Annotated in this window: 22 protein-coding genes; 10 read left to right on the plus strand and 12 right to left on the minus strand. The window is 72.4% G+C overall.

The genetic code is table 11. The annotated features are described in order from the left end of the window. Positions 1–66 precede the first annotated feature (66 nt). Entirely contained in the window at positions 67–1,512 is a 1,446-nt protein-coding gene (locus AC1VWI_RS18840; protein ID WP_499512178.1) for an LCP family protein, read from the plus strand. A gap of 20 nt (positions 1,513–1,532) precedes the next feature. Here the strand turns inward: AC1VWI_RS18840 and AC1VWI_RS18845 are convergent, their stop codons facing one another. Next, complete coding sequence (locus tag AC1VWI_RS18845) at positions 1,533–2,075, minus strand: acyl-CoA thioesterase (protein WP_018559720.1); 543 nt, start codon at positions 2,073–2,075, stop codon at positions 1,533–1,535. Positions 2,076–2,193: 118 nt separating this feature from the next. Here AC1VWI_RS18845 and AC1VWI_RS18850 point away from each other — a divergent pair, with 118 nt between their 5' ends. Then, the gene (locus tag AC1VWI_RS18850) at positions 2,194–2,457 is read left to right on the plus strand and encodes a DUF1876 domain-containing protein (RefSeq protein ID WP_499512179.1); all 264 of its coding nucleotides are present in this window, start codon (positions 2,194–2,196) and stop codon (positions 2,455–2,457) included. 118 nt (positions 2,458–2,575) lie between these two features. Continuing rightward, positions 2,576–3,805 carry an LCP family protein gene (locus AC1VWI_RS18855; RefSeq protein WP_499512180.1) on the plus strand — a complete coding sequence of 410 codons (1,230 nt, stop codon included), beginning with the start codon at positions 2,576–2,578 and terminating at the stop codon, positions 3,803–3,805. 84 nt (positions 3,806–3,889) lie between these two features. Here the strand turns inward: AC1VWI_RS18855 and AC1VWI_RS18860 are convergent, their stop codons facing one another. Further along, positions 3,890–4,957 carry an LCP family protein gene (locus AC1VWI_RS18860; RefSeq protein WP_499512181.1) on the minus strand — a complete coding sequence of 356 codons (1,068 nt, stop codon included), beginning with the start codon at positions 4,955–4,957 and terminating at the stop codon, positions 3,890–3,892. Positions 4,958–5,137: 180 nt separating this feature from the next. Between AC1VWI_RS18860 and AC1VWI_RS18865 the strand changes: the two genes are divergently transcribed. Continuing rightward, a complete protein-coding gene (locus tag AC1VWI_RS18865; protein ID WP_499512182.1) occupies positions 5,138–6,481 on the plus strand; it encodes a UDP-glucose dehydrogenase family protein in 1,344 nt (447 codons plus the stop codon). An 817-nt stretch (positions 6,482–7,298) separates the two neighbouring features. Here AC1VWI_RS18865 and AC1VWI_RS18870 read toward each other — a convergent pair. Next, entirely contained in the window at positions 7,299–8,801 is a 1,503-nt protein-coding gene (locus AC1VWI_RS18870) for a peptide MFS transporter (RefSeq protein WP_499512183.1), read from the minus strand. Positions 8,802–9,144: 343 nt separating this feature from the next. Here AC1VWI_RS18870 and AC1VWI_RS18875 point away from each other — a divergent pair, with 343 nt between their 5' ends. Together AC1VWI_RS18875 and AC1VWI_RS18880 are read left to right on the plus strand one after the other, a co-directional pair. Further along, positions 9,145–9,819 (plus strand): response regulator transcription factor, encoded by a 675-nt coding sequence (locus AC1VWI_RS18875; RefSeq protein WP_018559726.1) that lies wholly within the window; start codon positions 9,145–9,147, stop codon positions 9,817–9,819. Positions 9,820–9,856: 37 nt separating this feature from the next. Beyond that, positions 9,857–11,125 (plus strand): sensor histidine kinase, encoded by a 1,269-nt coding sequence (locus tag AC1VWI_RS18880; protein ID WP_499512184.1) that lies wholly within the window; start codon positions 9,857–9,859, stop codon positions 11,123–11,125. Positions 11,126–11,132: 7 nt separating this feature from the next. On the opposite strand, the gene AC1VWI_RS18885 is transcribed toward AC1VWI_RS18880, so the two are convergent. After that, on the minus strand, positions 11,133–11,690 hold the full coding sequence (locus tag AC1VWI_RS18885; protein ID WP_499512185.1) for a GtrA family protein: 558 nt from the start codon (positions 11,688–11,690) through the stop codon (positions 11,133–11,135). Between the two features lie 106 nt (positions 11,691–11,796). Here AC1VWI_RS18885 and AC1VWI_RS18890 point away from each other — a divergent pair, with 106 nt between their 5' ends. Genes AC1VWI_RS18890 through AC1VWI_RS18900 form a run of 3 tightly spaced genes read left to right on the plus strand, consistent with a single transcriptional unit; the run spans position 11,797 to position 14,672 of the window. Beyond that, positions 11,797–12,936 (plus strand): 5-(carboxyamino)imidazole ribonucleotide synthase, encoded by a 1,140-nt coding sequence (locus tag AC1VWI_RS18890; protein WP_499512186.1) that lies wholly within the window; start codon positions 11,797–11,799, stop codon positions 12,934–12,936. Between the two features lie 32 nt (positions 12,937–12,968). Beyond that, complete coding sequence (gene purE, locus AC1VWI_RS18895; RefSeq protein WP_361797940.1) at positions 12,969–13,472, plus strand: 5-(carboxyamino)imidazole ribonucleotide mutase; 504 nt, start codon at positions 12,969–12,971, stop codon at positions 13,470–13,472. Positions 13,473–13,475: 3 nt separating this feature from the next. Continuing rightward, entirely contained in the window at positions 13,476–14,672 is a 1,197-nt protein-coding gene (locus AC1VWI_RS18900) for a dipeptidase (protein WP_499512187.1), read from the plus strand. A 16-nt stretch (positions 14,673–14,688) separates the two neighbouring features. Here the strand turns inward: AC1VWI_RS18900 and AC1VWI_RS18905 are convergent, their stop codons facing one another. From AC1VWI_RS18905 to AC1VWI_RS18935, 7 genes are all read right to left on the minus strand, one after another. Beyond that, complete coding sequence (locus tag AC1VWI_RS18905) at positions 14,689–15,927, minus strand: hypothetical protein (RefSeq protein ID WP_499516851.1); 1,239 nt, start codon at positions 15,925–15,927, stop codon at positions 14,689–14,691. A gap of 44 nt (positions 15,928–15,971) precedes the next feature. Next, positions 15,972–16,982: a hypothetical protein gene (locus AC1VWI_RS18910; protein WP_499512188.1), complete on the minus strand. Its 1,011-nt coding sequence runs from the start codon at positions 16,980–16,982 to the stop codon at positions 15,972–15,974. 5 nt (positions 16,983–16,987) lie between these two features. Next, a complete protein-coding gene (locus tag AC1VWI_RS18915) occupies positions 16,988–18,139 on the minus strand; it encodes a DUF916 domain-containing protein (protein ID WP_499512189.1) in 1,152 nt (383 codons plus the stop codon). A 72-nt stretch (positions 18,140–18,211) separates the two neighbouring features. After that, positions 18,212–19,537, minus strand: a complete 1,326-nt coding sequence (locus AC1VWI_RS18920) for a beta-xylosidase (protein ID WP_499512190.1) — start codon at positions 19,535–19,537, stop codon at positions 18,212–18,214. 116 nt (positions 19,538–19,653) lie between these two features. Further along, the gene (locus tag AC1VWI_RS18925) at positions 19,654–20,295 is read right to left on the minus strand and encodes an LPXTG cell wall anchor domain-containing protein (protein WP_499516852.1); all 642 of its coding nucleotides are present in this window, start codon (positions 20,293–20,295) and stop codon (positions 19,654–19,656) included. Between the two features lie 142 nt (positions 20,296–20,437). Further along, positions 20,438–20,938: an ATP-binding protein gene (locus tag AC1VWI_RS18930; protein WP_499512191.1), complete on the minus strand. Its 501-nt coding sequence runs from the start codon at positions 20,936–20,938 to the stop codon at positions 20,438–20,440. Between the two features lie 142 nt (positions 20,939–21,080). Continuing rightward, positions 21,081–21,449 carry an STAS domain-containing protein gene (locus tag AC1VWI_RS18935; RefSeq protein WP_499512192.1) on the minus strand — a complete coding sequence of 123 codons (369 nt, stop codon included), beginning with the start codon at positions 21,447–21,449 and terminating at the stop codon, positions 21,081–21,083. Positions 21,450–21,645: 196 nt separating this feature from the next. Here AC1VWI_RS18935 and AC1VWI_RS18940 point away from each other — a divergent pair, with 196 nt between their 5' ends. Beyond that, positions 21,646–22,530: an RNA polymerase sigma factor SigF gene (locus AC1VWI_RS18940; protein ID WP_499512193.1), complete on the plus strand. Its 885-nt coding sequence runs from the start codon at positions 21,646–21,648 to the stop codon at positions 22,528–22,530. A gap of 70 nt (positions 22,531–22,600) precedes the next feature. On the opposite strand, the gene AC1VWI_RS18945 is transcribed toward AC1VWI_RS18940, so the two are convergent. Next, positions 22,601–24,214, minus strand: a complete 1,614-nt coding sequence (locus tag AC1VWI_RS18945) for a beta-N-acetylhexosaminidase (RefSeq protein WP_499512194.1) — start codon at positions 24,212–24,214, stop codon at positions 22,601–22,603. Positions 24,215–24,235: the final 21 nt, after the last annotated feature.

The raw sequence follows: 24,235 nt of genomic DNA on the forward strand, positions 1-24,235 counted from the left end.
GATACGAACACGTGCAGCCGGGCGGGGCTCATCCCGTACGACGGTATGACTCCTTAGCGTGACTCCATGACCGTCGCTCGTCGCCGTCAGCAGCCCATCGCAGCCGCCCGCCGGGCCCGGAAGCGGTCGCCCGTGCGCCGCGGGATGCGCGTCCTCGGCGCCGTCTCGCTGGGCATCCTGACCGCCAGCGGGATCGGGCACGCCGTCCTGGGGCACATGGACGACCGCCTCGCGCGGGTGGACGCCTTCGCCGGGATGAAGAACCGGCCCAACCCCACCAAGGGCACCAACTTCCTGCTGGTCGGCACCGACGTGCGCCGCGGGCTGACCGCGGCGCAGCGCACCGCGCTGCGCCTGGGCGGGGAGCCCTGCGACTGCACCGACACGATGATGCTGGCGCACCTGTCGCGGGACGGCAGGCGGGTCAGCGTGGTCGCCCTGCCGCGGGACTCGTACGCGGAGCTGCCCCGCCCCGGCAAGCTGAAGTGGGCCTGGGGGGTGGGCGGCCCTTCGCTCGCCGTCAGCACGGTCGAGAAGATGACCGGGATCAAGGTCGACCACTACGCCGAGTTCGACTTCGGCTCCTTCATGAAGACCGTCGACAAGATCGGCGGCGTCGACCTTTGCTTCGCCCAGCCGCTTCGGGACCCCCTGACCGGCCTCGACCTGCCCGCCGGCACGGTCCGCGCGGACGGCGGCACGGCGCTGCGGTACGTGCGCTCCGGTCACTACCCCGGGAGCCCCGACCTCCCGCGGATGCAGAACCAGCAACGGTTCCTGGCCGCCCTGGTCCGCCGGGTCACCGACATCGGGCTGCTGCAGAACCCCGTCAAGCTCGACCAGGTGGCCAAGGCCGCGCTGGGCTCGGTGCGCGCGGACCGGCAGACCAAGCCGGACGACCTGATCGCGCTCGCCACGGGGCTGCGGGGCGGCTTCGGGGCGAGCTCGGTGGAGTTCGCGTCGGTGCCGGTGGACGCCACGCCGTTCCGGGTGCAGGGCGTGGGCACGACCCTGCGCTGGGACGTGAAGGGCGCCGGGCGGATCTTCGACGCGCTGCGCGAGGACCGCCCGCTGACCGGCCCTGACGGCGGCCCCCTGGCCACGCCCAGCCCCTCGGCGCCCGAGCCGGAACAGGTCGACGTGCCGCCCAAGTCGATCCGCGTCCAGGTCAACAACGGGACGACGGTCAACGGACTGGGGGCGCGCGTGGACAAGGAACTGCGCCGCCTGGGCTTCCACACCACCGGTACGCCCGGCAACACCGTCCGGCACGACGCGGAGTACACGGTCATCCACTACGACCCGGGCTGGGACCGCTCCGCCAAGGCCCTGGGGACGGCCCTGCCGTACGCCGAGCTGCGGGCGGTCTCCGGGCTGGGGTCGACGCTGCGGATCACCGTGGGCGCGGACTACGACGGCCTGACCCCGGTGCGGGCCGGTGAGCCGGACCCGCCCGCGGCGCCGCCGGTGGAGCTCCCGCCCGCGCGCGGCGACCGCGTCGCGTGCGGCTGAGGGCCGGGCGCCGGGCGCCGTCAGTCCTCGAAGCCCTCGGCGGCGCGCTTCTCGCGCAGCTCCATGATCGCCCGGCGGCGGGCCAGCCGGTGCGTGCGGCGGATCTGCGCCTCCTGCAGACGGCGCCGGTCCCGGTCGGTCTCGGGCTCGATCTGGGGCACCGGACGCGGCGCGCCCTCGGCGTCCACGGCCACGAAGACCAGGTAGGCGCTGGCGACCTGGGTCGCCGGGCCGGACTCGTTCCAGCGTTCGGCGAGCACGCGCACGCCGACCTCCATGGAGCTCCGCCCGGTCCAGTTGACCTGGGCCTGCACCTTGAGCAGGTCGCCGACCCGCACCGGTTCCAGGAAGGCCATCTCGTCCATGGCGCCGGTCACCGCGGGCCCCTCGGAGTGCCGTCCGGCGACGGCGCCCGCCGCGTCGTCCACGAGCTTCATGACCACGCCGCCGTGCACGGTGCCCAGCAGGTTCGTGTCGTGGTGGGTCATGATGTGCGCCAGCGTGATCCGCGAGGCGGACGTGGGCTTGAACGGGACAGGGTGCGGGGGTGGCTCCTCGAACATGGCTCCACCCTAAGCACTGCCGTGCCGTGCTCCCCGCCGGGCACACCTTGCCCGGCGGCGGGGCCGGGCGGATGCTGAGAAAGGGGCCGACGTCCCGAGGTCCGAGAGGTGATCCGCCATGGAGAAGACGTGGACGATCAAGCTGTCGCTGGAGGAGGACGGCAGCCGCACCGCCTGCACCGCCTCGCTCTCCGGGGACGGCGCCCCGGGCGTGGTGGGCCACGGCTATTCGCGGCGCAATCCGAACGACGAGCCGGACATGCGCATAGGGGAGGACGTGGCCGCCTCCCGGGCCTGCTCCAACCTGGCGCACGAACTGCTGGAACAGGCCGCCGGAATGATCGAGACCCACACCAACGCCCCGACGCACCTCACCGGCTGAGAGCACCCGGACACAACTGGTCACCGCATCACCGCGGTCCTGTGACCTTTGCATCAGCTCTGCTTCAGAAGCGCCACGGAGGCACTGCCGGGCAGGGCGGCAGGGCACACTGCGGTACATGAACGCATGGCCCGACGGTTGGTCCGACAACAGGAACCAGCGGCAGCAGCAGATCTCCGAGCCTCCGCTGCCCCCCGAGCTGTCCCCGCGCCGTGCGGCGGCGGCTCCCGGCAGCGTGCCCCGCCAGCAGGCGTACGGCAGCGGCGTCCCCGGTCACGCAGGCCCGGGCGCGGGCCACGACGGTTACGGCGGCGGCTCGTACGGCCCGCCGTCCACCGGCGGCCGCACCTCACCGCCCGGCAGCCGCAAGCGGCGGGTGAAGGCCGTCCTGATCGGTCTGGTCGTCGTGGTCGCCGCCTGGTCGATCGGCACCTACTTCTGGGCGGACGGCAAGGTGCGCCGCGAGGTGGACCTCGGCACGGTCATAGACCGCCCGGAGACCGGCGAGGGCACCAACTACCTCATCGTCGGCTCCGACAGCCGTGAAGGCCTGTCCGGCGAGCAGAAGAAGCAGTTGCACACCGGCTCCGCCGAGGGCAAGCGGACCGACTCGATGATGATCCTGCACGTGGGTGACAACGGGAACTCGCTGATCTCGCTCCCCCGTGACTCCTACGTCACGATCCCCGAGTTCAAGGGTTCCGAGTCCGGCAAGACGTTCGCCTCGCGCGGCCAGAACAAGCTCAACGCCGCCTACTCGATAGACGGACCGACGCTGCTGGTGCGCACGGTCGAGTACAACACGGGCCTGCACATCGACCACTACGCGGAGATCGGCTTCGCCGGCTTCGCGGGCCTCGTCGACGCGGTCGGCGGTGTCGAGCTGGACATCCCCCGCGACATCAACGACAAGAACTCGGGCCTGCACATCAAGAAGGGCAAGCAGACCCTCAACGGCGACGAGGCCCTGGCCTTCGTCCGCCAGCGCTACCAGGAGGCCGAGGGCGACCTGGGCCGCACCAAGAACCAGCAGAAGTTCCTCGCCGCGCTCGCGGGCCAGACGGCCACGCCGAGCACGGTCCTCAACCCCTTCAAGCTCTACCCGACCATGGGCGCGGGCCTCGACACGCTGATCGTCGACAAGGACATGAGCCTGTGGGACCTGGTGTCGATGTTCTGGGCGATGAAGAGCGTCTCCGGCGGTGAGGGCGTCTCGATGAACATGCCGACCTCGGGCTCCATCAGCACCAACGTGGGCAGCGCCCTCAAGTGGGACATGCCGAAGGTCAAGCAGCTCGTCTCGGAGCTGAAGAACGACGACAAGGTCACGGTCACGCCCGACTCCTGACCCCGTAGGACGGCCGGGGGCCGGCCGGGCGCGCACACCGCGCCCGGCCGGCCCCTCCGCTCTTCCCCGCCGCGCCCTCGGGGCTCACGGGGTGGAGGAGCCCAGACGGTCGAGGGAGTGGTTCGCCACGTACTCGGCCATGGTGTCGTTGCGCATGGCCTCCCACAGCCGCGCGGTGCCGCTCTCGTCGAGCAGCACCACCGACTGGCCCTTGATCATGTCGAGCCCGCCGACCGGGGCGTTCATGAAGACCATGTCGCCCTGGCGCACCCCGCGCATGCTCCACATCAGGTCGCGCAGGTCCCCGTCGGAGAGCCGGTCGTCGACGCTGACCACACCGGTGACCCGGTCCAGCAGCTCCTTCGCCTTCAGCGGGTTGCTCATGGAGTCCTTGGTCAGCGTCTTGGCGATCACCGCGCGCAGGAAGGCCTGCTGGCGGTGGGTGCGGTCCAGGTCACCGCGCGGCAGGTCGTAGCGCCAGCGGACGTACGCGAGGGCCTCCTCGCCGTTCATGTGCTTCCCGTCCAGGTCCACGCCGCCGATGTCGTCGGTGAGGGTCTTGAAGCCGCTCCAGTCGATGACGGCGAGGTGGTCGACCTTCACGTCGGTGAGCCGCTGCACGGTGTCGATCAGCAAGGGCGGGCCGCCCCAGGAGAAGGCGGCGTTCAGCTTGGCCGTGCCGTTCCCCGGGATCGGGACCCAGCTGTCGCGGGGCAGCGAGACCACGTAAGCGTGCTCGCGGTCGGCCGGCAGGTGCACCAGCATCATCGTGTCGCTGCGCTGGGCGCCGCGCTTCCACTCCGGGGCCTTGGCGTCCCGGCCGGTGGTCGGCAGCTCGGAACGGGTGTCCACACCGACCAGGAGGAACGTTTCACCGCCCTTGGCGGCCTGCGGCTGCTCGCTCTCGGGCACCTTCGTCGGGAACACGTTGGGAATGCGGTCCACCTTGCCGGTGTAGTGGTCCACCGTCCACCACAGCGTCCCCGCCACCCCCAGCACCCCCACGGCCAGCAGGACCAGCGCGCCCAGCAGCACCCTCCGGGTGCGACTGCGCCCCCTGCGGGCCGGCTCCGCCGTCTCCCCCGGCGCCGCTTCCCGCTCCGTTTCCGGGACCGCCGTCTCCTCGTGGCCCACCGGATCCGTCGTCGTCATGATCCACCCCCACCCTGTGCACCCGCTCCCCACGCGTGCGTAGGGGGCATTGTGGCGCCTGGGACGGTGCCGTGCCCATGCCCCGGCCCCCTTCGGTGCACGCGCCGGGGAAAGCCCGGTCACCGCCCGGGGCTATGCTCAACCTCGCAATCAGGCCACGACCTGGGAGGGACCGTCCGCATGGCGCTCAAGCTCACCGTGATCGGCACCGGCTACCTCGGCGCCACGCACGCCGCGGCGATGGCCGAGCTGGGCTTCGAAGTGCTGGGCCTGGACATCGACCCCGCCAAGATCGAGACCCTCGCGGCGGGCCGCGTGCCCATGTACGAACCGGGCCTGGAGGAACTGCTGCGCCGCCACGTCGCCGGCCTGCCGGACTCCAGCGGGCGGCTGCGCTTCACCACCTCCTGGGAGGAGGTCGCCGCCTTCGGCGACGTCCACTTCGTCTGCGTGAACACCCCGCAGAAGCACGGCGAGTACGCCTGCGACATGAGCTACGTCGACAGCGCCTTCGAGCTGCTCGCCCCGCACCTGCAGCGGCCCGCACTGGTCGTCGGCAAGTCGACCGTCCCGGTCGGCAGCGCGGCACGGCTGGCGGCCCGCCTGGCCGAGCTCGCCCCCGCCGGGGACGGGGCGGAACTGGCGTGGAACCCCGAGTTCCTGCGCGAGGGCTTCGCCGTCCAGGACACCCTCCACCCGGACCGGATCGTGGTCGGCGTCGCCTCCGGACACGCCGAGAAGCTGCTGCGCGAGGTCTACGCGGCCCCCATCGGCGAGGGCACCCCCTTCGTCGTCGCCGACTACCCGACCGCGGAACTGGTCAAGACGGCGGCCAACGCCTTCCTCGCCACCAAGATCTCCTTCATCAACGCCATGGCCGAGGTCAGCGAGGCGGCCGGCGGCGACGTGGTGAAGCTCGCCGAGGCCATCGGCCACGACGAGCGGATCGGCAACAAGTTCCTGCGCGCCGGCATCGGCTTCGGCGGCGGCTGCCTGCCCAAGGACATCCGCGCCTTCATGGCCCGCGCCGGTGAGCTCGGCGCCGACCAGGCGCTGACCTTCCTGCGCGAGGTCGACTCCATCAACATGCGCCGCCGCAGCCACATGGTCGAGCTCGCCCGCGAGGCCTGCGGCGGCAGCGGCTTCCTCGGCAAGCGCATCGCGGTGCTCGGCGCGGCCTTCAAGCCCGACTCCGACGACGTGCGGGACTCCCCCGCGCTCAACGTCGCCGGGCAGATCCACCTCCAGGGCGGCCAGGTCACCGTGTACGACCCCAAGGCCATGGACAACGCACGGCGGCTCTTCCCGACCCTCGGGTACGCCGCGACGGCGCTGGAGGCGGTCCGCGGGGCCGACGTCGTGCTGCACCTCACGGAGTGGCGGGAGTTCCGCGAGCTCGACCCGGCGGTGCTCGGGGCGGTGGCCGGGCGCCGACACGTCATCGACGGGCGGAACGCGCTGGAGCCGGCGGCATGGCGCGCGGCGGGCTGGACGTTCCGGGCGATGGGCCGCCCCCACGCGTAGCCCTCCGGGGTGCGGTGTGTTTGCGGCCCGGGGTGCCCCTTGCGGCCCGTTGTTTGTGTGCGGGTGCGTTGCGCCTGCGGCGGGCGGTTTCCCCGCCGCCCGCCCTCCCCCAGCCTTCGGCCGGGGGACCCCCATCCGGCGCGGTCAGTGACCGCCTCGCGCGGTCGTTGTGGGGTCGGTGCCGCGCCGGCGCACTCGCCCAGCCTTCGGCCGGGGGGACCCCCACAGCGCTCGCGGTGTACGTCCACATCATTCGGCGCCGGGTTCGCCGCTCGTCTCCCCCAGCCTTCGGCCGGGGGGACCCCCATGGGCGCACCCCGCCACACCACCTCCCGCTGTGCGGGCGCATGACGGCCGGTGGGGGTGAGTAGGCACTAGCGGCCACCCCGGACCGCCTTCTCAACCCCCCACCGGCCGTTGGTCGCGGAACCAACGGAGGGGGCAGGGGAGTTGGGGGCACCCCCGGCCGGAGGCTGGGGGAGGGTGGGCGTTCTGGACGCTGACGTGTATGTGTTGTGCGGCATCCGGGGTCCGACCTGGACCGCCCGCCATGCACATAAATATGCGGTCCAGAATGCCCAGCCCCGGAGGCCCCGACCCCGGCCCACCCACGAACCCCGCGAGGCCCGCACCAACCGCGCCGGATGGGGGTCCCCCCGGCCGAAGGCTGGGGGAGGGCGGGTGGACGCCCGCCGCAGGCGCAACGCACCCGCGCACGAGGCGCCGGGCGGCCCGACGCAGCCGCCCCGCGCAAAGACGCGCCGAGGGCCCGGAGCGTGCCGCTCCGGGCCCTCGGCGCGTGCGCGGGGCGCAGACGTCAGTGGACGTCCCCCATGAGCCGGATGACACGCTTGCGGTACGCGATGAAGGCCGCGCCCGCGGCAAGCGCCACGAAGCCCTGGACCGCGAAGGAGGTCTCCGACAGGAAGCCGTCGCCGATGACCAGCTGGAGGATGGCCGCCACGCAGTCGCCCGCCGTCACGGCGAGGAACCACAGGCCCATCATCTGGCTGGCGTACTTGGCCGGGGCCAGCTTGGTGGTGACCGACAGGCCCACCGGGGACAGGCACAGCTCGGCGGTGGTCTGGATCAGGTAGACCACGGCCAGCCACAGCGGGGTGACCTTGGCGTCGCCCGAGGCGGCGGCCTGCGCCAGCATCATCACGACGAAGGAGGCGCCGATGCCGATGAGCCCGAGGGCGAACTTCACGGTCGTGCTCGGGTTCTTCCGGCGCAGCCGCATCCACAGCGCGGCGAAGACCGGGGCCAGGGCCATCACGAACAGCGGGTTCAGCGACTGGAACCAGCTCTCGGGGAAGTCGAAGCCCCACAGCGTGGACGAGGTGTGGTCGGAGGCGAAGACCGTCAGCGTGGAACCCGACTGGTCGTAGATCATCCAGAACAGGGCGGCCACGATGAAGAACCAGATGTAGCCGGTGACCTTGGTCTTCTCGTCCGAGGTGAGCTCCTGGTCGCGTCGGATGCGCCAGAAGTAGAAGCTCGGCACGGCCAGGCCCAGCAGGGAGAGCGGCCACAGCACCCACTTGATCGTGAAGTGGCCGGTGAAGGTGACCACGCCGTAGAAGACGACGGCGGCGACCAGCCACAGCAGCGCCTTCTTCATCAGGCCGGCGCGCTCGGCGGCGTCCAGCGGCGTGGGGACCACGCTGGAGACCGGCGCGAGGTTCCTGGTGCCGATGAGGAACTGGGCGAGGCCGAGCGCCATGCCGACACCGGCGAGGGCGAAGCCCAGGTGCCAGTTGACCTGCTGGCCGACGGTGCCGATGACCAGCGGGGCGAGGAAGGCGCCGAGGTTGATGCCGATGTAGAAGATCGTGAAGCCGCCGTCGCGGCGCGGGTCGTTGCGGTCCGGGTAGAGCTGGCCGACCATCGTCGAGATGTTCGACTTCAGCAGGCCGGAGCCCACGGCGATGAAGACCAGGCCGACGAAGAAGGAGGCCTTCACCGGCACGGCCAGCAGGAAGTGGCCGATCATGATGATCGCGCCGCCGATGGCGACCGTACGGCGCGGGCCCCACAAGCGGTCGGCGAACCAGCCGCCCGGCATCGCCAGCAGGTACACCGTGGCGGTGTAGACGCTGTAGATGGCAAAGGCGGTGGCGGCCTTCATGCCGAGGCCGCCGTCCGCGACCGAGGCCGTCAGGTAGAGGACGAGCAGCGCCCTCATGCCGTAGTAGCTGAAACGCTCCCACGTCTCGGTCAGGAAGAGAGTGACCAGGCCGCGGGGGTGGCCGAGGAAGTTCCTGCCGCTGAATCCGGGGTTCGGCGCGGCAAGGCCCTCAGTCAGGCTGGACGCCATGGACTTTCCTTGCTTCTCGGGACGCGCTGCGAGAGCGGTGCGCGCCCGGGTGGGGGGTGACCGGCACCGGGGCGCACCAAGGCGCACCCGGGATCCACGGCCGACGCCTTCACAGGCGCGGCCCCGGCCTACAGGTCGTTGACTGAAATACTGGTGGGGACCGGTCCCGTCACAGAAGGGTCCTTCGACGCGTGGGGCGCGCCAGAGGTCCCAAGGGGTGTTTCGGGCCTTTCGTTACCTTATGACAGCGCGAGATGTGCTATATGGGATGACTTGAGATGTACCTCACAACAGTGACGGCCCGCCCGGCGTGCGGTTTCTCCGGGCGGACTACCATCAGCCCATGACCCGCGTACTGCTCGCCGAGGACGACGCATCCATCTCGGAACCGCTCGCACGCGCGCTGCGCCGCGAAGGGTACGAGGTCGAGGTGCGCGAGGACGGACCCGCGGCGCTCGAAGCCGCCCTGCTCGGCTCCTTCGATCTTCTGGTGCTCGACCTGGGGCTGCCCGGAATGGACGGGCTGGAGGTGTGCAGGAGGCTGCGCACCGAAGGCCATGGCTTCCCGGTGCTGGTGCTCACCGCCCGCGCCGACGAAGTGGACACGGTGGTCGGCCTGGACGCCGGCGCCGACGACTACGTGACCAAGCCCTTCCGGCTGGCCGAGCTGCTGGCCCGGGTGCGGGCGCTGCTGCGGCGTGGCACCGCCGAGGCCCAGCATCCCTCCACCCAGGGCGTGCGGATCGACGTCGAGTCGCACCGCGCGTGGATGGGCGACGAGGAACTGCAGCTCACCGCGAAGGAGTTCGACCTCCTGCGGGTGCTGGTGCGCGACGCCGGCCGGGTGGTCACCCGGGAGCAGCTGATGCGCGAGGTCTGGGACACCACGTGGTGGTCCTCCACCAAGACCCTGGACATGCACATCTCGTGGCTGCGCAAGAAGCTCGGCGACGACGCGGCGGCCCCCCGCTACATCTCCACGGTGCGCGGTGTCGGCTTCCGGTTCGAGAAGAACTAGCACGCCCGGGGCCCTCGCGGTCTGAGACGCTTCACTCATGCGCCGCCGTCTCATCCAGTCCACGCTCGCCGTGGTGCTCGTCGTCATCGCCGTCTTCGGTGTCTCCCTCGTCCTGGTGGAGGCCCGGACGATCGAGAACAGCGCCAAGGAGAGCGTGGACTCGGAGGCGGTGCGGCTGGTCGGCATCGTCGAGAGCAGGATGATCGGCGAGGAGCGGATCAGCCGCGAGGTGCTGGCCCAGCAGATCGCCCCCGGGCGGTACGCGCTCGTGCAGATCCCGGGGGCGGACCCGATCACCATCGGCACCAGGCCCACGGGCCAGGTGATCTCCTCCCGGCAGACCGGCGAGCAGGGCGAGATCGTCACCGTCGAGGAGTCCCGCAGCAAGGTCAGCCAGGAGATCGGCCGCACCCTGCTGATCATCCTCGCGGTGGCGCTGCTGGCGGTGCTGGCCGCCGTCGTGCTCGCGGTGCGCCAGGCGCGCCGGCTCGGCAGCCCGCTGACCGACCTGGCGGAGACCGCGGAGCGCCTGGGCTCGGGCGACCCGAGACCGCGCCACCGGCGCTACGGGGTGCCGGAGCTGGACCGGGTCGCCGACGTGCTGGACCGCAGCGCCGAGCGGATCGCCCGGATGCTGACCGCCGAGCGGCGCCTGGCGGCCGACGCCTCCCACCAGCTGCGGACGCCGCTGACGGCGCTGTCGATGCGGCTGGAGGAGATCATCGCCACGGCCGAGGACGAGGACGCCGTCAAGGAGGAGGCGACGATCGCACTCGGTCAGGTGGAACGGCTCACGGACGTCGTGCAGCGGCTGCTCACCAACGCGCGGGACCCGCGGACCGGCTCGGCGGTGGTGTTCGACATCGACGACGTGATCAAGCAGCAGGTCGAGGAGTGGCGCCCGGCATACCGCAGCGCGGGCCGGGCCATCACCTCCGCGGGCAAGAAGCGGCTGCGCGCGGTCGGCACCCCCGGGGCGGTGGCCCAGGTGCTGGCGACGCTGATCGAGAACGGGCTGATGCACGGCTCCGGCACGGTCGCGATCTCCACCCGGGTCACCGGGACGCAGGTCGTGGTCGAGGTCACGGACGAGGGGCAGGGCGTGCCGCCGGAGCTGGGGGCCAGAGTCTTCGAGCGCACGGTCAGCGGCCGCAACTCCACCGGCATCGGCCTCGCGGTCGCGCGCGACCTGGCCGAGGCCGACGGGGGCCGGCTGGAGCTGCTGCAGCAGCGTCCTCCGGTCTTCGCGCTCTTCCTGGCAGGGGAGGACCGGGCCACCCGCGGGAGGGGCGCGGAGAAGCGCTAGCCGGTCTTCAGCGCGCGGAGGACCGGGCGCCGGGGGTTCCGGTCCGGGCGCCGCCGGGGGTCTCGGTGCCCGTCGTGACCAGGAACGATTCTGCTTGCTGCACCGTCTCGCGGACGGGCAGCGCCTTGAACACCCAGGAGCGGTAGGACCAGAAGCGGAACAGGGTCGCCACGCCGATGCCGATGAACTTGAAGACGTTGCTCTGCAGCGGGCTGTCCCAGCCGAAGGCGTAGGTCGCCGTGTAGAGCACCCCGTTCTCGATCACCAGGCCCACCGCGCTGAACGACAGGAAGAGGGTCAGCTCGCGGGTACGGCCCGACTTGTCGCGGTCACGGTAGGTGAAGTAGCGGAAGCCCACGTAGTTGAAGACGATCGCGACGACGGTCGCGATGATGCTGGCCCGCACGACCTGGAGGTCGGTGACGTGCCGGACGAAGTTGAAGACCCCGATGTTGACCAGGACTCCCGCCCCGCCGACCGCCCCGAACTTGGCGATCTCGCGGGTCATCGCGGTCAGCCGGTTCCGCAGTCCTGCGCGGGTGCTGGACCCGGTCGCACCGTCCATGTGATCGTTCGGCCCCGTCTGTGTCTGGTCAGTGACCTTCATGCTATCCGGGGCCCCCGCGGGACGGCGGTCGGTGGGACATTCGTGCCCCGATATCCTGGTGACTGTGACATTCCCGGTAGTCGGCATGATCGGCGGCGGCCAGCTCGCCCGTATGACCCACGAGGCGGGCATCCCCCTCGGCATCAGGTTCAAGCTCCTCAGCGACACGCCCGTGGACTCCGCGGCCCTGGTCGCCGGGGAAGTCGTGGTGGGCGACTACCGCGACCTCGACACGTTGCGCGCGTTCGCCGCCGGCTGCGACGTGATCACCTTCGACCACGAGCACGTCCCCACCGAGCACCTGCGGGCGCTGGAGGCCGACGGCATCGCCGTCCGCCCCGGGCCCGACGCGCTGGTGCACGCCCAGGACAAGGGCGTGATGCGGGCGAAGCTCGACTCGATCGGCGTGCCCTGCCCGCGGCACCGCATCGTCTCCGACCCCGCGGACGTGACGCGCTTCGCCGAGGAGGGCGACGGCTACCCCGTCGTGCTCAAGACGGTGCGCGGCGGCTACGACGGCAAGGGCGTGTGGGTCGTCCGCGACGAGGCCGGTGCCGCCGAGCCGTTCCGGGCGGGCGTGCCGGTGCTGGCCGAGGAGAAGGTCGACTTCGTACGGGAGCTGGCGGCCAACGTCGTGCGCTCCCCGCACGGGCAGGCGGTCGCCTACCCGGTGGTGGAGTCCATCCAGGTCGACGGCGTGTGCGACACGGTGATCGCGCCGGCGCCCGAGCTGCCGGAGGCCCGGTCGGCGCAGGCCCAGCAGCTCGCGCTGACCATCGCCAAGGAACTGGGCGTGGTGGGTCACCTCGCGGTGGAGCTCTTCGAGACCCGGGACGGCCGGATCCTCGTCAACGAGCTGGCCATGCGTCCGCACAACAGCGGCCACTGGACCCAGGACGGCGCCATAACCTCGCAGTTCGCCAACCACCTGCGCGCGGTGCTGGACCTGCCGCTGGGCGATCCGCGCCCGCGCCAGCCGTGGACGGTGATGGCCAACGTGCTCGGCGGCGACTACCCCGACATGTACGCGGCGTACCTGCACTGCATGGCCCGGGACCCGCAGTTGAAGATCCACATGTACGGCAAGGACGTGAAGCCCGGCCGCAAGGTGGGCCATGTCAACACCTACGGCGACGACCTGGCCGAGGTGCGCGAACGCGCCCGGCACGCCGCCGACTACCTGCGAGGGACGATCCAAGAGTGAGCAATCCCGCTGGGCCGCTGGTCGGCATCGTGATGGGCTCCGACTCCGACTGGCCGGTCATGGAGGCCGCCGCCCAGGCGCTGGACGAGTTCGAGGTGCCGTACGAGGTCGACGTCGTCTCCGCGCACCGCATGCCGCGCGAGATGGTCGCGTACGGCGAGCAGGCCGCCGAGCGCGGCCTCAAGGCGATCATCGCGGGCGCCGGCGGCGCGGCGCACCTGCCCGGGATGCTGGCGTCGGTGACGCCGCTGCCGGTGATCGGCGTGCCCGTACCGCTGAAGTACCTGGACGGCATGGACTCGCTGCTGTCCATCGTGCAGATGCCCGCCGGTGTCCCGGTCGCCACGGTCTCGGTGGCCGGCGCGCGCAACGCGGGCCTGCTGGCGGTGCGCATGCTCGCCGCGCACGACGCCGAACTGCTGGAGCGCATGCGGCACTTCCAGGACGAGCTGAACCAGCAGGCCACCGAGAAGGGCAAGCGCCTGCGTGCCAAGGTGGAGGGGTCGGCCGGCTTCGGTTTCGGAGGGAAGAAGTAGTCCATGGACCTGCTCGCACGCGCACAGGAGCTGCTCACCGCCCACCCCGTGGTGGACGGCCACAACGACCTCCCGTGGCGGTTGCGCGAGCAGGTCCGCTACGACCTCGACCGGCGGGACATCGCCGCTGACCAGTCCGCCCACCTGCACACCGACATCCCCCGGCTGCGGGCGGGCGGCGTCGGGGCGCAGTTCTGGTCGGTGTACGTCCGCAGCGACCTCACCGGGGGCGACGCGGTCGTCGCCGTGCTGGAGCAGATCGACTGCGTGCTGCGCCTGGTCGACCGTCACCCGGACGCCCTGCGCCTCGCGGTGACGGCGGACGAGATGGAGGCCGCCCGCGCCGAGGGCCGCATCGCCTCCCTGATGGGCGCCGAGGGCGGGCACAGCATCGCCAACTCCCTGGGTGTGCTGCGGATGCTGTACACGCTGGGCGTGCGCTACATGACGCTCACCCACAACGACACCATCGACTGGGCCGACTCGGCCACGGACGAGGCGCGGCACGGCGGCCTGACCGCCTTCGGCGAGGAGGTCGTCCGCGAGATGAACCGCCTGGGCATGCTCGTCGACCTCTCCCACGTCTCCCCCGGCACCATGCGGGCGGCGCTGCGGGTCAGCGAGGCCCCGGTGCTCTTCTCGCACTCGTCCTCGCGCGCCGTCTGCGACCACGTCCGCAACGTCCCGGACGACGTCCTGGAGCAACTGCCCCGCAACGGCGGTGTCGCGATGGCCACCTTCGTGCCGCAGTTCATCCTGCCGGCGGCCGCCGAGTGGATCGTCGGCGCGAACGAGAACATGAAGGCCCACGGCCTGCACCCGCTCGACCAGTCCGCCGAGGCCCAGGCCGTCCAGGAGGCCTACGCGGCCGGCCACCCCCGGCCCGTCGCGGACATCGGCACCGTCGCCGACCACCTCGACCACATGCGCGAGGTCGCCGGTGTCGACCACCTCGGCCTCGGCGGCGACTACGACGGCGTCGTCCACCTCCCCGAGGGCCTCGGCGACGTCTCGGGCTACCCGAGGCTGTTCGCCGAACTCCTGCGCCGCGGCTGGTCCGAGGACGACCTCGCGAAGCTGGCGTGGCGCAACGCGGTCCGGGTGCTGCGCGACGCCGAATCGGTGGCGGAGGGTCTGCGGGGCGAGCGCGGGCCGTCCAACGCCTCGATCGAGGAGCTGGACGGCCCCACCGCGCGGTAGCCGGTGCGCGCCAGGGTCAGCGCCGCAGGCGGCTCCACGGGGTGAAGGTGAAGACCGCGCCGCCGAGGAGGAGCACGGTCCCCGCGACGAGGGCGAGGGCGTTCAGGGCGGCCCGGTCGGAGGAACCGGTGTCGGCGAGGCCGCCGGAGGTGCCGGTCGTGCCGCCCGACGTGCCGGACGACCCGCCGGAACCGCCGGTGATGCCGCCCTCCTGCCCGGTGACGTCCAGGGTCAGGGAGACTCCGGGGTCCTCCGTGGGGGTGCAGGTCGTGGTGGTGCCGAGGGCCTCGACGGTCAGCACGCCCGGGGTGAGGGTGGCCTGCCCGTCGTGGGCGGGTGTGTACCTGCCGGTGAGGTCGGGGATCTCGATGGGGTCGCCCGCCTTGATGGGGTCCTTGTTGGTGGGACCCTCGACGGCGACCTCGCCCTGGTCCACGCCGCCGACCTCGACCTTCATGGAGGGTTTGACGGAGTCGGCGGGTATGTCGGCGGGGCTGTCCATCACGGACTCGCCGAAGTGGACGGTGAGGTCGTAGGCGCCGCCCTTCTCCTCGGCGTCGATCCGCACGGGCGAGACCGCGCTCTTGTCGCCGATCGGGGTCTTGCAGGCGTAGGAGACGTCGACCTCCTTGCCGGTGTGGGAGGTTCCGCCGGTGGCGGTGCCGCTGGGCGTGGTGCTCGGCGTCGTCGTGGGGGTGGTGCTCGGCGTGGTGGTGGGGGTCGTGGTCGGGGTGGTCGTCGGGGAGCCGGTGCCGCCGCCGTCCGCGGTCACCTTGATCGTCGCGGCGACCGGGACGGTGCCGGTGGGCACGCACGTGGTGTCCGTGGAGAAGGCGTTGATGGCGTAGCCGCCGGGGGTGAGCGTCACGTCGCCGGGTGCGGTGAGCTTCAGCGTGCCCTTCATGTCGGAGAGCTTCATCTCGCTGTTCTTGGGGATCGCCGGGTTCTCGCGCGGTCCCTCGACGGCCAGGCCGCCGCTCTGGGCGCCGGCGACGGTGATCTCACCGGACGGCTTGACGCTGTTCGCCGGGAGGTCGATGAGGTCCGGGTTCTTGGAGGCGGCCTGGGTGAACTTCCAGACCACCTCGACCTCGTCGCCCACCGCGGCCGTGGCGGGCGCGCTGATGTCGGCCTTGGTGGTCCCGTTGACCTTGGGCAGGCCGGACGCCGCGGGCGGGGTGCACTCGGTGGCGTACGCGACGTCGGCGGCCGCGGCCGGGAGTGCCGCGGCGAGGACGCCCGCACCGCTGAGCATCAGGGCGAGGCCGACGGCGGTGGCGGCCCGGGATCGTCGGTGGGTCACGTGTGGTTCCTTTCGTGGCGGTGGGCGGTGCCGTCCCCCCATGGAGTGCTGCCCTCAGCGGTGCGGTGCTGCGGCTGGTGGTCGTGGCTGAACCACGGCAGGGCGGGCGCCGGGCCGGCCGGTGGGCCGGGGGGCGGTCCCGCAGGTCCCGGGGCACGCGGGCGGACCCGGTTGACGACGGCCATGCAGAGCCGGAAGAGCGCGGCGGGCACGACGACGCAGAGCAGGAGCCAGAAGAGGGTCACGCCCCAGGGGCGCGGGACGTCCCAGGGCTCGGTGACCAGCACCTTGCCGCCGTGCTCCAGGGTCACGGTGTAGTCGCCGTGGGCGCCGGCCGCCAGCTCGACGGGCAGCTCGACCCGGGCCTTCCTGCCCGGCTGGACGGTGCCGCGCCAGGTGCGCTCCTCCCACTGGGGCCCGAAGAGCCCGTGGGAGGTGCCGACCCGGAAGACGGGGTCCTTGGCCGGGCCCGTGCCGAGGTTGCCGACGGTGAGCACCAGGCGCCGGCCGGGCGGGGCGCCGAACCAGGTGAGCAGGCCGTTCGGGCCGTCGAGCCGGGCGCTGAGCACGGCGAGCCGGCCGCCGCCGGTGCGCTCGGGCAGCGGGGCGGTCGGGTGACCGGCGACGACGAAGGGCGCGTCCACCACCGTGCGCTCACCGGTGACGGTGGCGACGTGGACGACGCACGGGCAGGGCTCGGGCGGCTCCGCGACCGGCATCGCGCGGCGGAAGGCGCCGTGGGCGTCGGTGGTGACGGCCCGGCCGTACGCGTTGGCACAGGAGTTGGTGCCGCCGATCGCGTTCTGGCCGCAGATCAGCAGCGTGAGCAGGGTGTCCGGACGCCAGCCGGTGCCCCGTACGGTGATGTCGCCGCCGGCGCCGGCCTGCTCGGGGCTGACGGTCACGGCCGGGCCGGGAGCCGCCGCGGCGGGGGCGGGGGTGCTCAGGAGGAGCAGCGCGAGGAGGCAGAGGGCTGCCGCGGGGATCCGGTGGGTGCGCCGTCGCATGGGCCTCACGCCGTCCTGCCGCCGAGGGTCGCGCCGGTGGCGCCGGGGTCGTCGGGTCCGCCGCCCGCGCGGGCCGCGAGGTCGGTGCCGCCGGCCTCGTACGGCTCCTCCCCCGCCGCCGGGTCCGCCTGCGCCGTCCGGCGCCGCGCGCGGATCCGCACCAGCAGGCTGAGCAGGCCCCCGAGGAGGGCCAGGGCGAGGCCCACGGCCGCCCAGGGCACCGCGAGGAACGAGGCGCCGGCGGTCTCGTCGACGTCGGCGCGTACCGCGGTGACGCGCAGCCGCACGCCGACCCGGTCGAACTGCGGGGCGTCCGCCCAGGGCTCGGTGAGCTCGACCCGCTGGCCGGGCAGCAGTTCCAGGGGCAGGGTGCGTGCCGGGCGGTCCAGCAGCGTGCGGCCGAACAGGCCCCGCGCGGTGACGGCGAGCCGCGGGGTGAGGGTGACGTTGCCCCGGTTCACGAGGGTGTAGCGGATGCTGGCGTGGCTGTCGCCGGTGCCGGGGAACAGCGGTCCGCCGTGGCCGACGGTGACGTGCTCCACGGACAGGGCGGCGAGGCTTGGTCCCGCGACGCGCAGGTGGACGCGGGCCCCGACGGCCCTGCGCACGCCCACCCGTACGTCGCCCGGGGCGGCGCCGACGCGGGTGTCGAGGGCGACGATCGCACCGGGGTGGTCGCCGGGCGAGGCGTCGGCGGGGACGGTGACGGTGAAGGGGATGTCGGCGCGGGTGCGGGCGGGGACGGTGATGCTGCTCCGGGCCAGCCGTACCCAGGAGCCGAGGTCGGTGTTCTCCTCGTCGGCGCCGCGCACGGCGAAGCCGCCGTCGCGGGGGGTGTTGTAGGCGTCGGCGCCGTAGAGCCGGAAGGTCATCGGCTCGCCCGAGAGGTTGGAGACGGAGACCTTGTCCCTGAGCGTGGTGCCGGGGTCGGCCTCCAGGGTGAAGAAGGGCCGTTCCTGGGCGGTGGGGCTGCGGTCCTTCGCCCCGGCGGCCGGGGCCGGGAAGACCGACCAGCGGCCGTTGTCCGCGGCGAGTGCGGCGGGAGCGGATGCCGCGCCGAGGCCGAGCAGACCGAGGAGGACGAAGAGAACGAAGAGGACGGGGAGGACGGTCGGGAGCACGCCGGACGCCTTGGCTCCGGCCCTGGCTCTGGTCATGGCGGCGCTCCCTCGCGGTCCGGTGGTGGGCCGGTCGCGGCGGCCGGCCCACCCGAGCTATCTGACTGTGCGTCAGGTAAGCGTGAGGGTCAAGACTCCGGAGTAGCTTCCCGTGGCGGAGAACGCGGGCACGTCCAGCGACAGCCCCGCGTCCACGGTGAACTCGCCGCCGGTCAGGGTCCCGTCGGACGCCTGGGCCAGCGTCGCGCCCGCGCTGCCCACGGCGCCGGCGGAGCCCGCGGCGCAGGTGCTGGGACTGCCGGACGCCGCGACGCACGCGGGCTGCCAGCTGAGCCGGTCGGCGCCGATGAGCGTGCCGCCGGGCCCCTTGAAGTCGGTGACCTTGCCGGTGAGCGACCAGCCCGTGCTCCCGCCGCGGAAGTCCTTGACGGTCACGGTCTGCAGCGCGCCCGTGGAGGGGCCGCCCTCGCCGAAGTCGACGGGGGTCATCTCGACGGTGTCCCCGGCCTGGGTCATCGACAGGGTGCCCGCCTTCACCGAGGTGGTGAGCTTCTGACTGCCCGGTGGCGGCGGGGTGGTGTCGATGACGGTGTAGGCCACCGGCCCGGCGGCCGTCGCCGGGTCGTACCCGCCGCCCTCGAACGCGACGATGCCGGTGGTGTCGAGGTCGCTGACGGCCAGCGTCGCGCTGAAGGCACCGGAGCCGTCGGCCGTGGCGGAGGTGAACTCACCGGTGGCGGTGGCGCCCTGGACGCCCGCGACGGTCACGGCGGCGCCCGCGGTGAAGCCGGCGCCCGTGACCGTGACCTGCGCCCCGATCGGGCCGGAGGAGGAACCGAGCGCGATGTGCCGGCCGTTGGGCGCGGCCACGGTGATGGTCTCGGCGACGGGGGCGGGCGGGTTGAGCACGGTGCAGGGGGTGTCGGCCGAGATGCCGTAGTCGGAGTGGACGTTGTAGTCGCCCGGGGTGAGGGTGATCTGGCCGGGCGCGGTGACCGTGAAGGTGCCGGTGATGGTGAAGTCCGGGAAGTCGGCACCGGCCGGGATGACCGGGTTCTCCTTGGGGCCGACGAGGGTGAGCTCCTGCGTCTGCGCGCCGCCGAGCCGCACCTTGACGGTCGGGGTGATCTGGTCCTCGGGGATGGGGAGGTTGAAGCTGCTGGTGTTGGCCATGGGGCCGTCGAGCACGTAGGTGACGGTGACCGTGTCGCCGAGCTGCGGGGTCGTGTCGCTCACCGAGACGTCGGCGACGGTCGGCCCGTCGAACGGCGGGATGCCGGAGATGCCCGGCGGAATGCAGTGCACCTGGAAGGTGGAGGTCGCCGCGGCGACGGGCCCGGCAAGGAGGGTCCCGCCGCCCAGCGCGAGGGCGAACGCCCCGAGCACGGCGGCGGACCTCCGTCTCCATAAGGCGCCATTGCGAGGAAACGCGATCATTTTGCACCTCTTGATCACTTTTCTGGTACAGAGTCCCTTTCTGTACCGCCGACGGTCATTGACGTCCGGCGATCAAGAGAAGTCAATGCGAAAGCCTGACCGAATTTGACGGAGCGTCAGATTCGGTGCCCTGGACGGCGGGTCAGCCAGAGCACGCCGGCGGCGCCCAGGAGCAGGACGGTGCCACCGAGGGTGCCCAGGGCGACGGCGCCGTCCTCGGGCCCGGTCTGCGGCAGGGACTCGCCGCCGGACCCGCCCGAACCGCCGGAGGCGGAGCCGCCCTTGGACCCGGCCGCCGCGGTGACGTCGAGGGTCAGCGAGGGCCCCGGGCCGTTCCCCGGGGTGCAGGTCGTCGTCGTACCGAGGGCCTTGATGGTGAGCACCCCCGCGGTGAAGGTGACCTTGCCGCTGCCGCGCGGGACGTAGGTGCCCGACAAGTCGTTGATCTTGATCGGGGTGTTGGCGGGCACGGTCGCGGCGTTCGCGGGACCCGACACCTTGAGCGACCCGCTGTCGGCCCCGCCGAGGGTGATGAGGGCACTCGGATTCATGGCGCCCTTCCCCAGGTCGACGGGACTGGAGGAGACGCCCTTGCGGAACGACATCACGATCCTGTAGCCCGACCCCGACTTGGTGGCGGTGATGTCGATGGGCGAGACGGCGCTCTTGTCGCCGATCGGGGTCTTGCAGTCGTACCTGACGTCCACGACCTTCGCGTACGCGGCCGGGGCGCTGCCGAGGACGGCCGCCGCCGCCATGACGGCGCCGACGGTCGACACCGCGGCCGCCTTGCGCTTGGAGAGCGACACCGGATGTCTCCCTTCCCCCAGAAGTTACTGACGCTCCATCAGATGTGGCGCGACAGTACGCCCGTCAGGGAAAGAGGGGAAGAGATCCGGCTCAGGCCGGGGCGGCGACCTCGGCCCAGACCGTCTTGCCCGGCCGGCCGTCGGCGTGGCGTACGACCCCCCAGTCCAGGCAGAGCCGCTGCACTATGAACATCCCGTGCCCGCCCGGCCGTCCGGCCCGGTGCGGGGTCCGCGGGGCGGGACTGCCGGAGCCGCCGTCGGCGACCTCCAGGCGCAGCGCCTTGGAGTGCCGCAACAGCCGCAGCTCCTCGGGACCGCCCGCGTGCAGGCAGGCGTTGGTGACCAGCTCGGACACCACCAGCAGCACGTCCTCGGCCGCCGCGCGGCGGTCCGCGGTCTCGGCCGGCAGCCAGCCCCAGTCGTAGAGGGCCTGGCGGGTGAAGTCGCGGGCGCTGGGCACCACGCCGGCCACGTCGGCAAGGGAAAGCCGCCGTGTCTCAGCGTCCTGGGCGCCCTGACCGCGCGGCGGCAGTGCCGCATCGCCCGGATCCGGGTCGCGGTCGTCGGCCGTAGGGGGCCGGGTGGTGCTCATCAGCGCCTCCACTCACCGATGTCCGCCAGTGTCCGAAGTGATCCCGAGGTCTCTCCTGCCCGGGCCGCTCCGGTGAACACCTCCGGATGCGGACGAAACAGGGCGTGCCACAACGGCCCCCGTGGGGAGCCGCTGCGGAGGGTCACTCCTTGAGGGCGTCGTCCAGGGTGTCGTGGACGGTGAACACGGCCTCGGCCCCGGTGATCGCGAAGACCTTGGCCACGGCCGGCTTCATCCCGGCCAGATGGACCGCCCCGCCCGCGGCCTCGGCCTTCAGCCGGGTGCCGAGCAGGACGTTGAGTCCGGTGGAGTCGCAGAACTCCAGATGCGTGCAGTCCACCACGAGGGTGCCGAAGCCGTCCTCGATCAGCGTGTCGAGCGGCTCGCGCAGCAGGTCGGCGGTGTGGTGGTCCAGCTCACCGGCAGGTGCCACGACCGCCTTCGTTCCGTACCGCTGCACGGAAACGTGCAGCCGGTCCCGCCCGGCCGTGTCGACCATCTCGCGGTCCATGCACACTCCTCCCGGACGACTCGGCGATCCGCATCTCGCACCCTACGCGCTTCCTGATCAGGGCGGTAGTCGCTCCGGCGGCGGCCCGGAGATCGATGACCGCCGGGTTGCAATATCCGCGCCGAACGGGGTAGGCGTTGAGTGTGGGCTGAATTTCACGCTCCGCTTGCCCTGCCGCCGCACCGAGGAGGAGAGCATGGCATCCCGGCTCGACGCGCGCGACGCGTCGGCGACCACCGAGGCCAGCGTCCACGAGGAACACGGAACACCGGAGGGCCTGGAGGACCTCCCGGAGATCCCGCCCTTCGACGAGGTGGGTCCGGTCGACGCTCGGGCCCTGTCCAAGACGCTCTTCCAGCGGCTCGAGACGCTGGAGGAGGGCACCCCCGAGTACAGCTACGTACGCAACACGCTGGTCGAGCTCAACCTCGCCCTGGTGAAGTTCGCCGCCTCCCGGTTCCGCTCCCGCAGCGAACCCGTCGAGGACATCATCCAGGTGGGCACGATCGGGCTGATCAAGGCCATCGACCGCTTCGAGCTGAGCCGCGGGGTCGAGTTCCCCACGTTCGCCATGCCGACGATCATCGGCGAGATCAAGCGCTTCTTCCGTGACACCTCCTGGTCCGTGCGGGTCCCGCGCCGGCTCCAGGAGCTGCGGCTGGACCTGGCCAAGGCCGGTGACGAGCTCGCGCAGCAGCTGGACCGCGCGCCGACCGTCGCCGAGCTGGCCGACAGGCTGCAGATCACCGAGTCCGAGGTCGTCGAGGGCATGAGCGCCAGCAACGCGTACACCGCGAGTTCGCTGGACGCCCAGCCCGAGGAGGACGACTCCGAGGGGGCGCTCGCCGACCGCATCGGCTACGAGGACCACGGTCTGGAGGGGATCGAGTACGTGGAGTCCCTCAAGCCGCTGATCGCCGAGCTCCCGGTACGCGACCGGCAGATCCTCTCGTTGCGCTTCGTGGGCAACATGACACAGTCCGAGATCGGTGAGGAGCTGGGCATCTCCCAGATGCACGTCTCGCGGCTGCTCAGCCGCACCCTCGGGCGGCTGCGACGGGGACTGCTCGTGGAGGAGTGACCCGCTCCCCTTCCCCGGCACGGCGCAGTGGGCCCGGTGAGAGTTCCCTCTCACCGGGCCCGGCCTTTCGTCAGGACAGTCCGACGACGTCGCCGGGGCCGGTGCCGGCGGCCGGCCAGTCGATGCCGGGAGCCCGGTGGTGGTTCATCCCCATCGCCGTCCACCGCGGGCCCTGGGCCGCCAGGCGCTCCCGGAAGGAGGCCCAGCCGGTGCGCGCCGCGGGGGTCCAGCCGCGTTCGGCGACGGCGGGCAGGCGGGGGAAGGCCAGGTACTCGACGTCGGCGCTGCTGGTGACCGTCTCGGACCACAGCGGGGCCTCGACACCGAGGACGGCGTCGGCCGGGGCGCCCGCGACGAGGTCCGCGGGGTCCCAGTCGTAGGCGCGCCGGACGTCGGTCCGGCCCGCCCAGGAGGTACCGAGCGGGGTGTCCTCGTCGTACTTCATGTCGAGGTAGGCGCGGTTTGCCGGCGACAGGATCAGCCGGGTGCCCGCGCGGGCGGCGGCCGCGACGTCGGCCTGGTCCTTGGCGCCGGTCCCCCAGTACTGGGCGACGGCGCCCGGGACGGGGTGGGCGCCGGTCAGCTGGTGCCAGCCGACGGGCGTCTTGCCGAGCCCGCGGACCACCGCCTGCGCGCGGTCCATGAGGGCGACGTAGTCGGCGTGGGGCGTGGCCCGCGCCTCGTCGCCGCCGATGTGCAGGTACGGGCCGGGGGTGAGGGCGGCCACCTCGCGCAGGACGGTCTCCACGAAGGCGGTGGTGGCGGGCCTGGACACGCAGAGCGAGCTGAAGCCGACCTTGGTGCCCGTGTAGAGCTCGCGGGCCACGCCGTCGCAGTTGAGCCCGGCGTAGGAGGCGAGGGCGGCGTTGGTGTGGCCCGGCATGTCGATCTCGGGCACGACGGTCATGTAGCGGCTCGCCGCGTACGCCACGATCTCGCGGTAGTCGGCCTTGCTGTAGAACCCGCCCGGGCCGCCGCCGACCTCGGTGCTGCCCCCGTGGGCGGTCAGCCGGGGCAGGCCGTCGACGGCGATGCGCCAGCCCTGGTCGTCGGTCAGGTGCAGGTGCAGCCGGTTGATCTTGTAGAGGGCGAGCTGGTCGATGTAGCGCTCGACCTCGTCCACGGTGAAGAAGTGGCGCGCCACGTCCAGCATCGCGCCGCGGTAGCCGTAGCGCGGGGCGTCGGAGATCGTGCCGCCCGGGACGGTCCACGGCCGCCGGACGACGTACCGGCGCTCGACGTCGGCGGGCAGCAACTGCCGCAGCGTCTGCACCCCGTGGAAGAGCCCGGCGGCCGTGGCCGCGCGGATGACGACGGAGCGGGCGGTGGACCGCAGGGTGTAGCCCTCCGCCCCGGTGCGGGCGGCGGTGTCGAGCGCGAGCACGATGCCTTCCTCGGCCCGGTCCGCCGTCACGGGCAGGGCGTACCCGGTCGACGGGCGCAGAAGCGCGGCCAGTTGGCCGGCGATCGCCCCGGCCTGCGCGGAGCCGCCGGGGACGTGGATCCCGGCGGCGTCCCCGAGGGTGAACGCCGTCCCGTCCGGCTCGACCGAGGACGGCGCGGGCACGACCTGCCCGAGCGGCCGGACCTCGTCGGCGGCCGGGCGGGACGGTACCGCCGTGGCGAACGGGGCCGCGGCCACCAGGGACAGCAGGGCCACGGTCAGCACACGTCGAGATCTCATTCCCGAACGTCTATCACCAGC

This window comes from Streptomyces sp. TOM-9 (assembly GCF_056858595.1).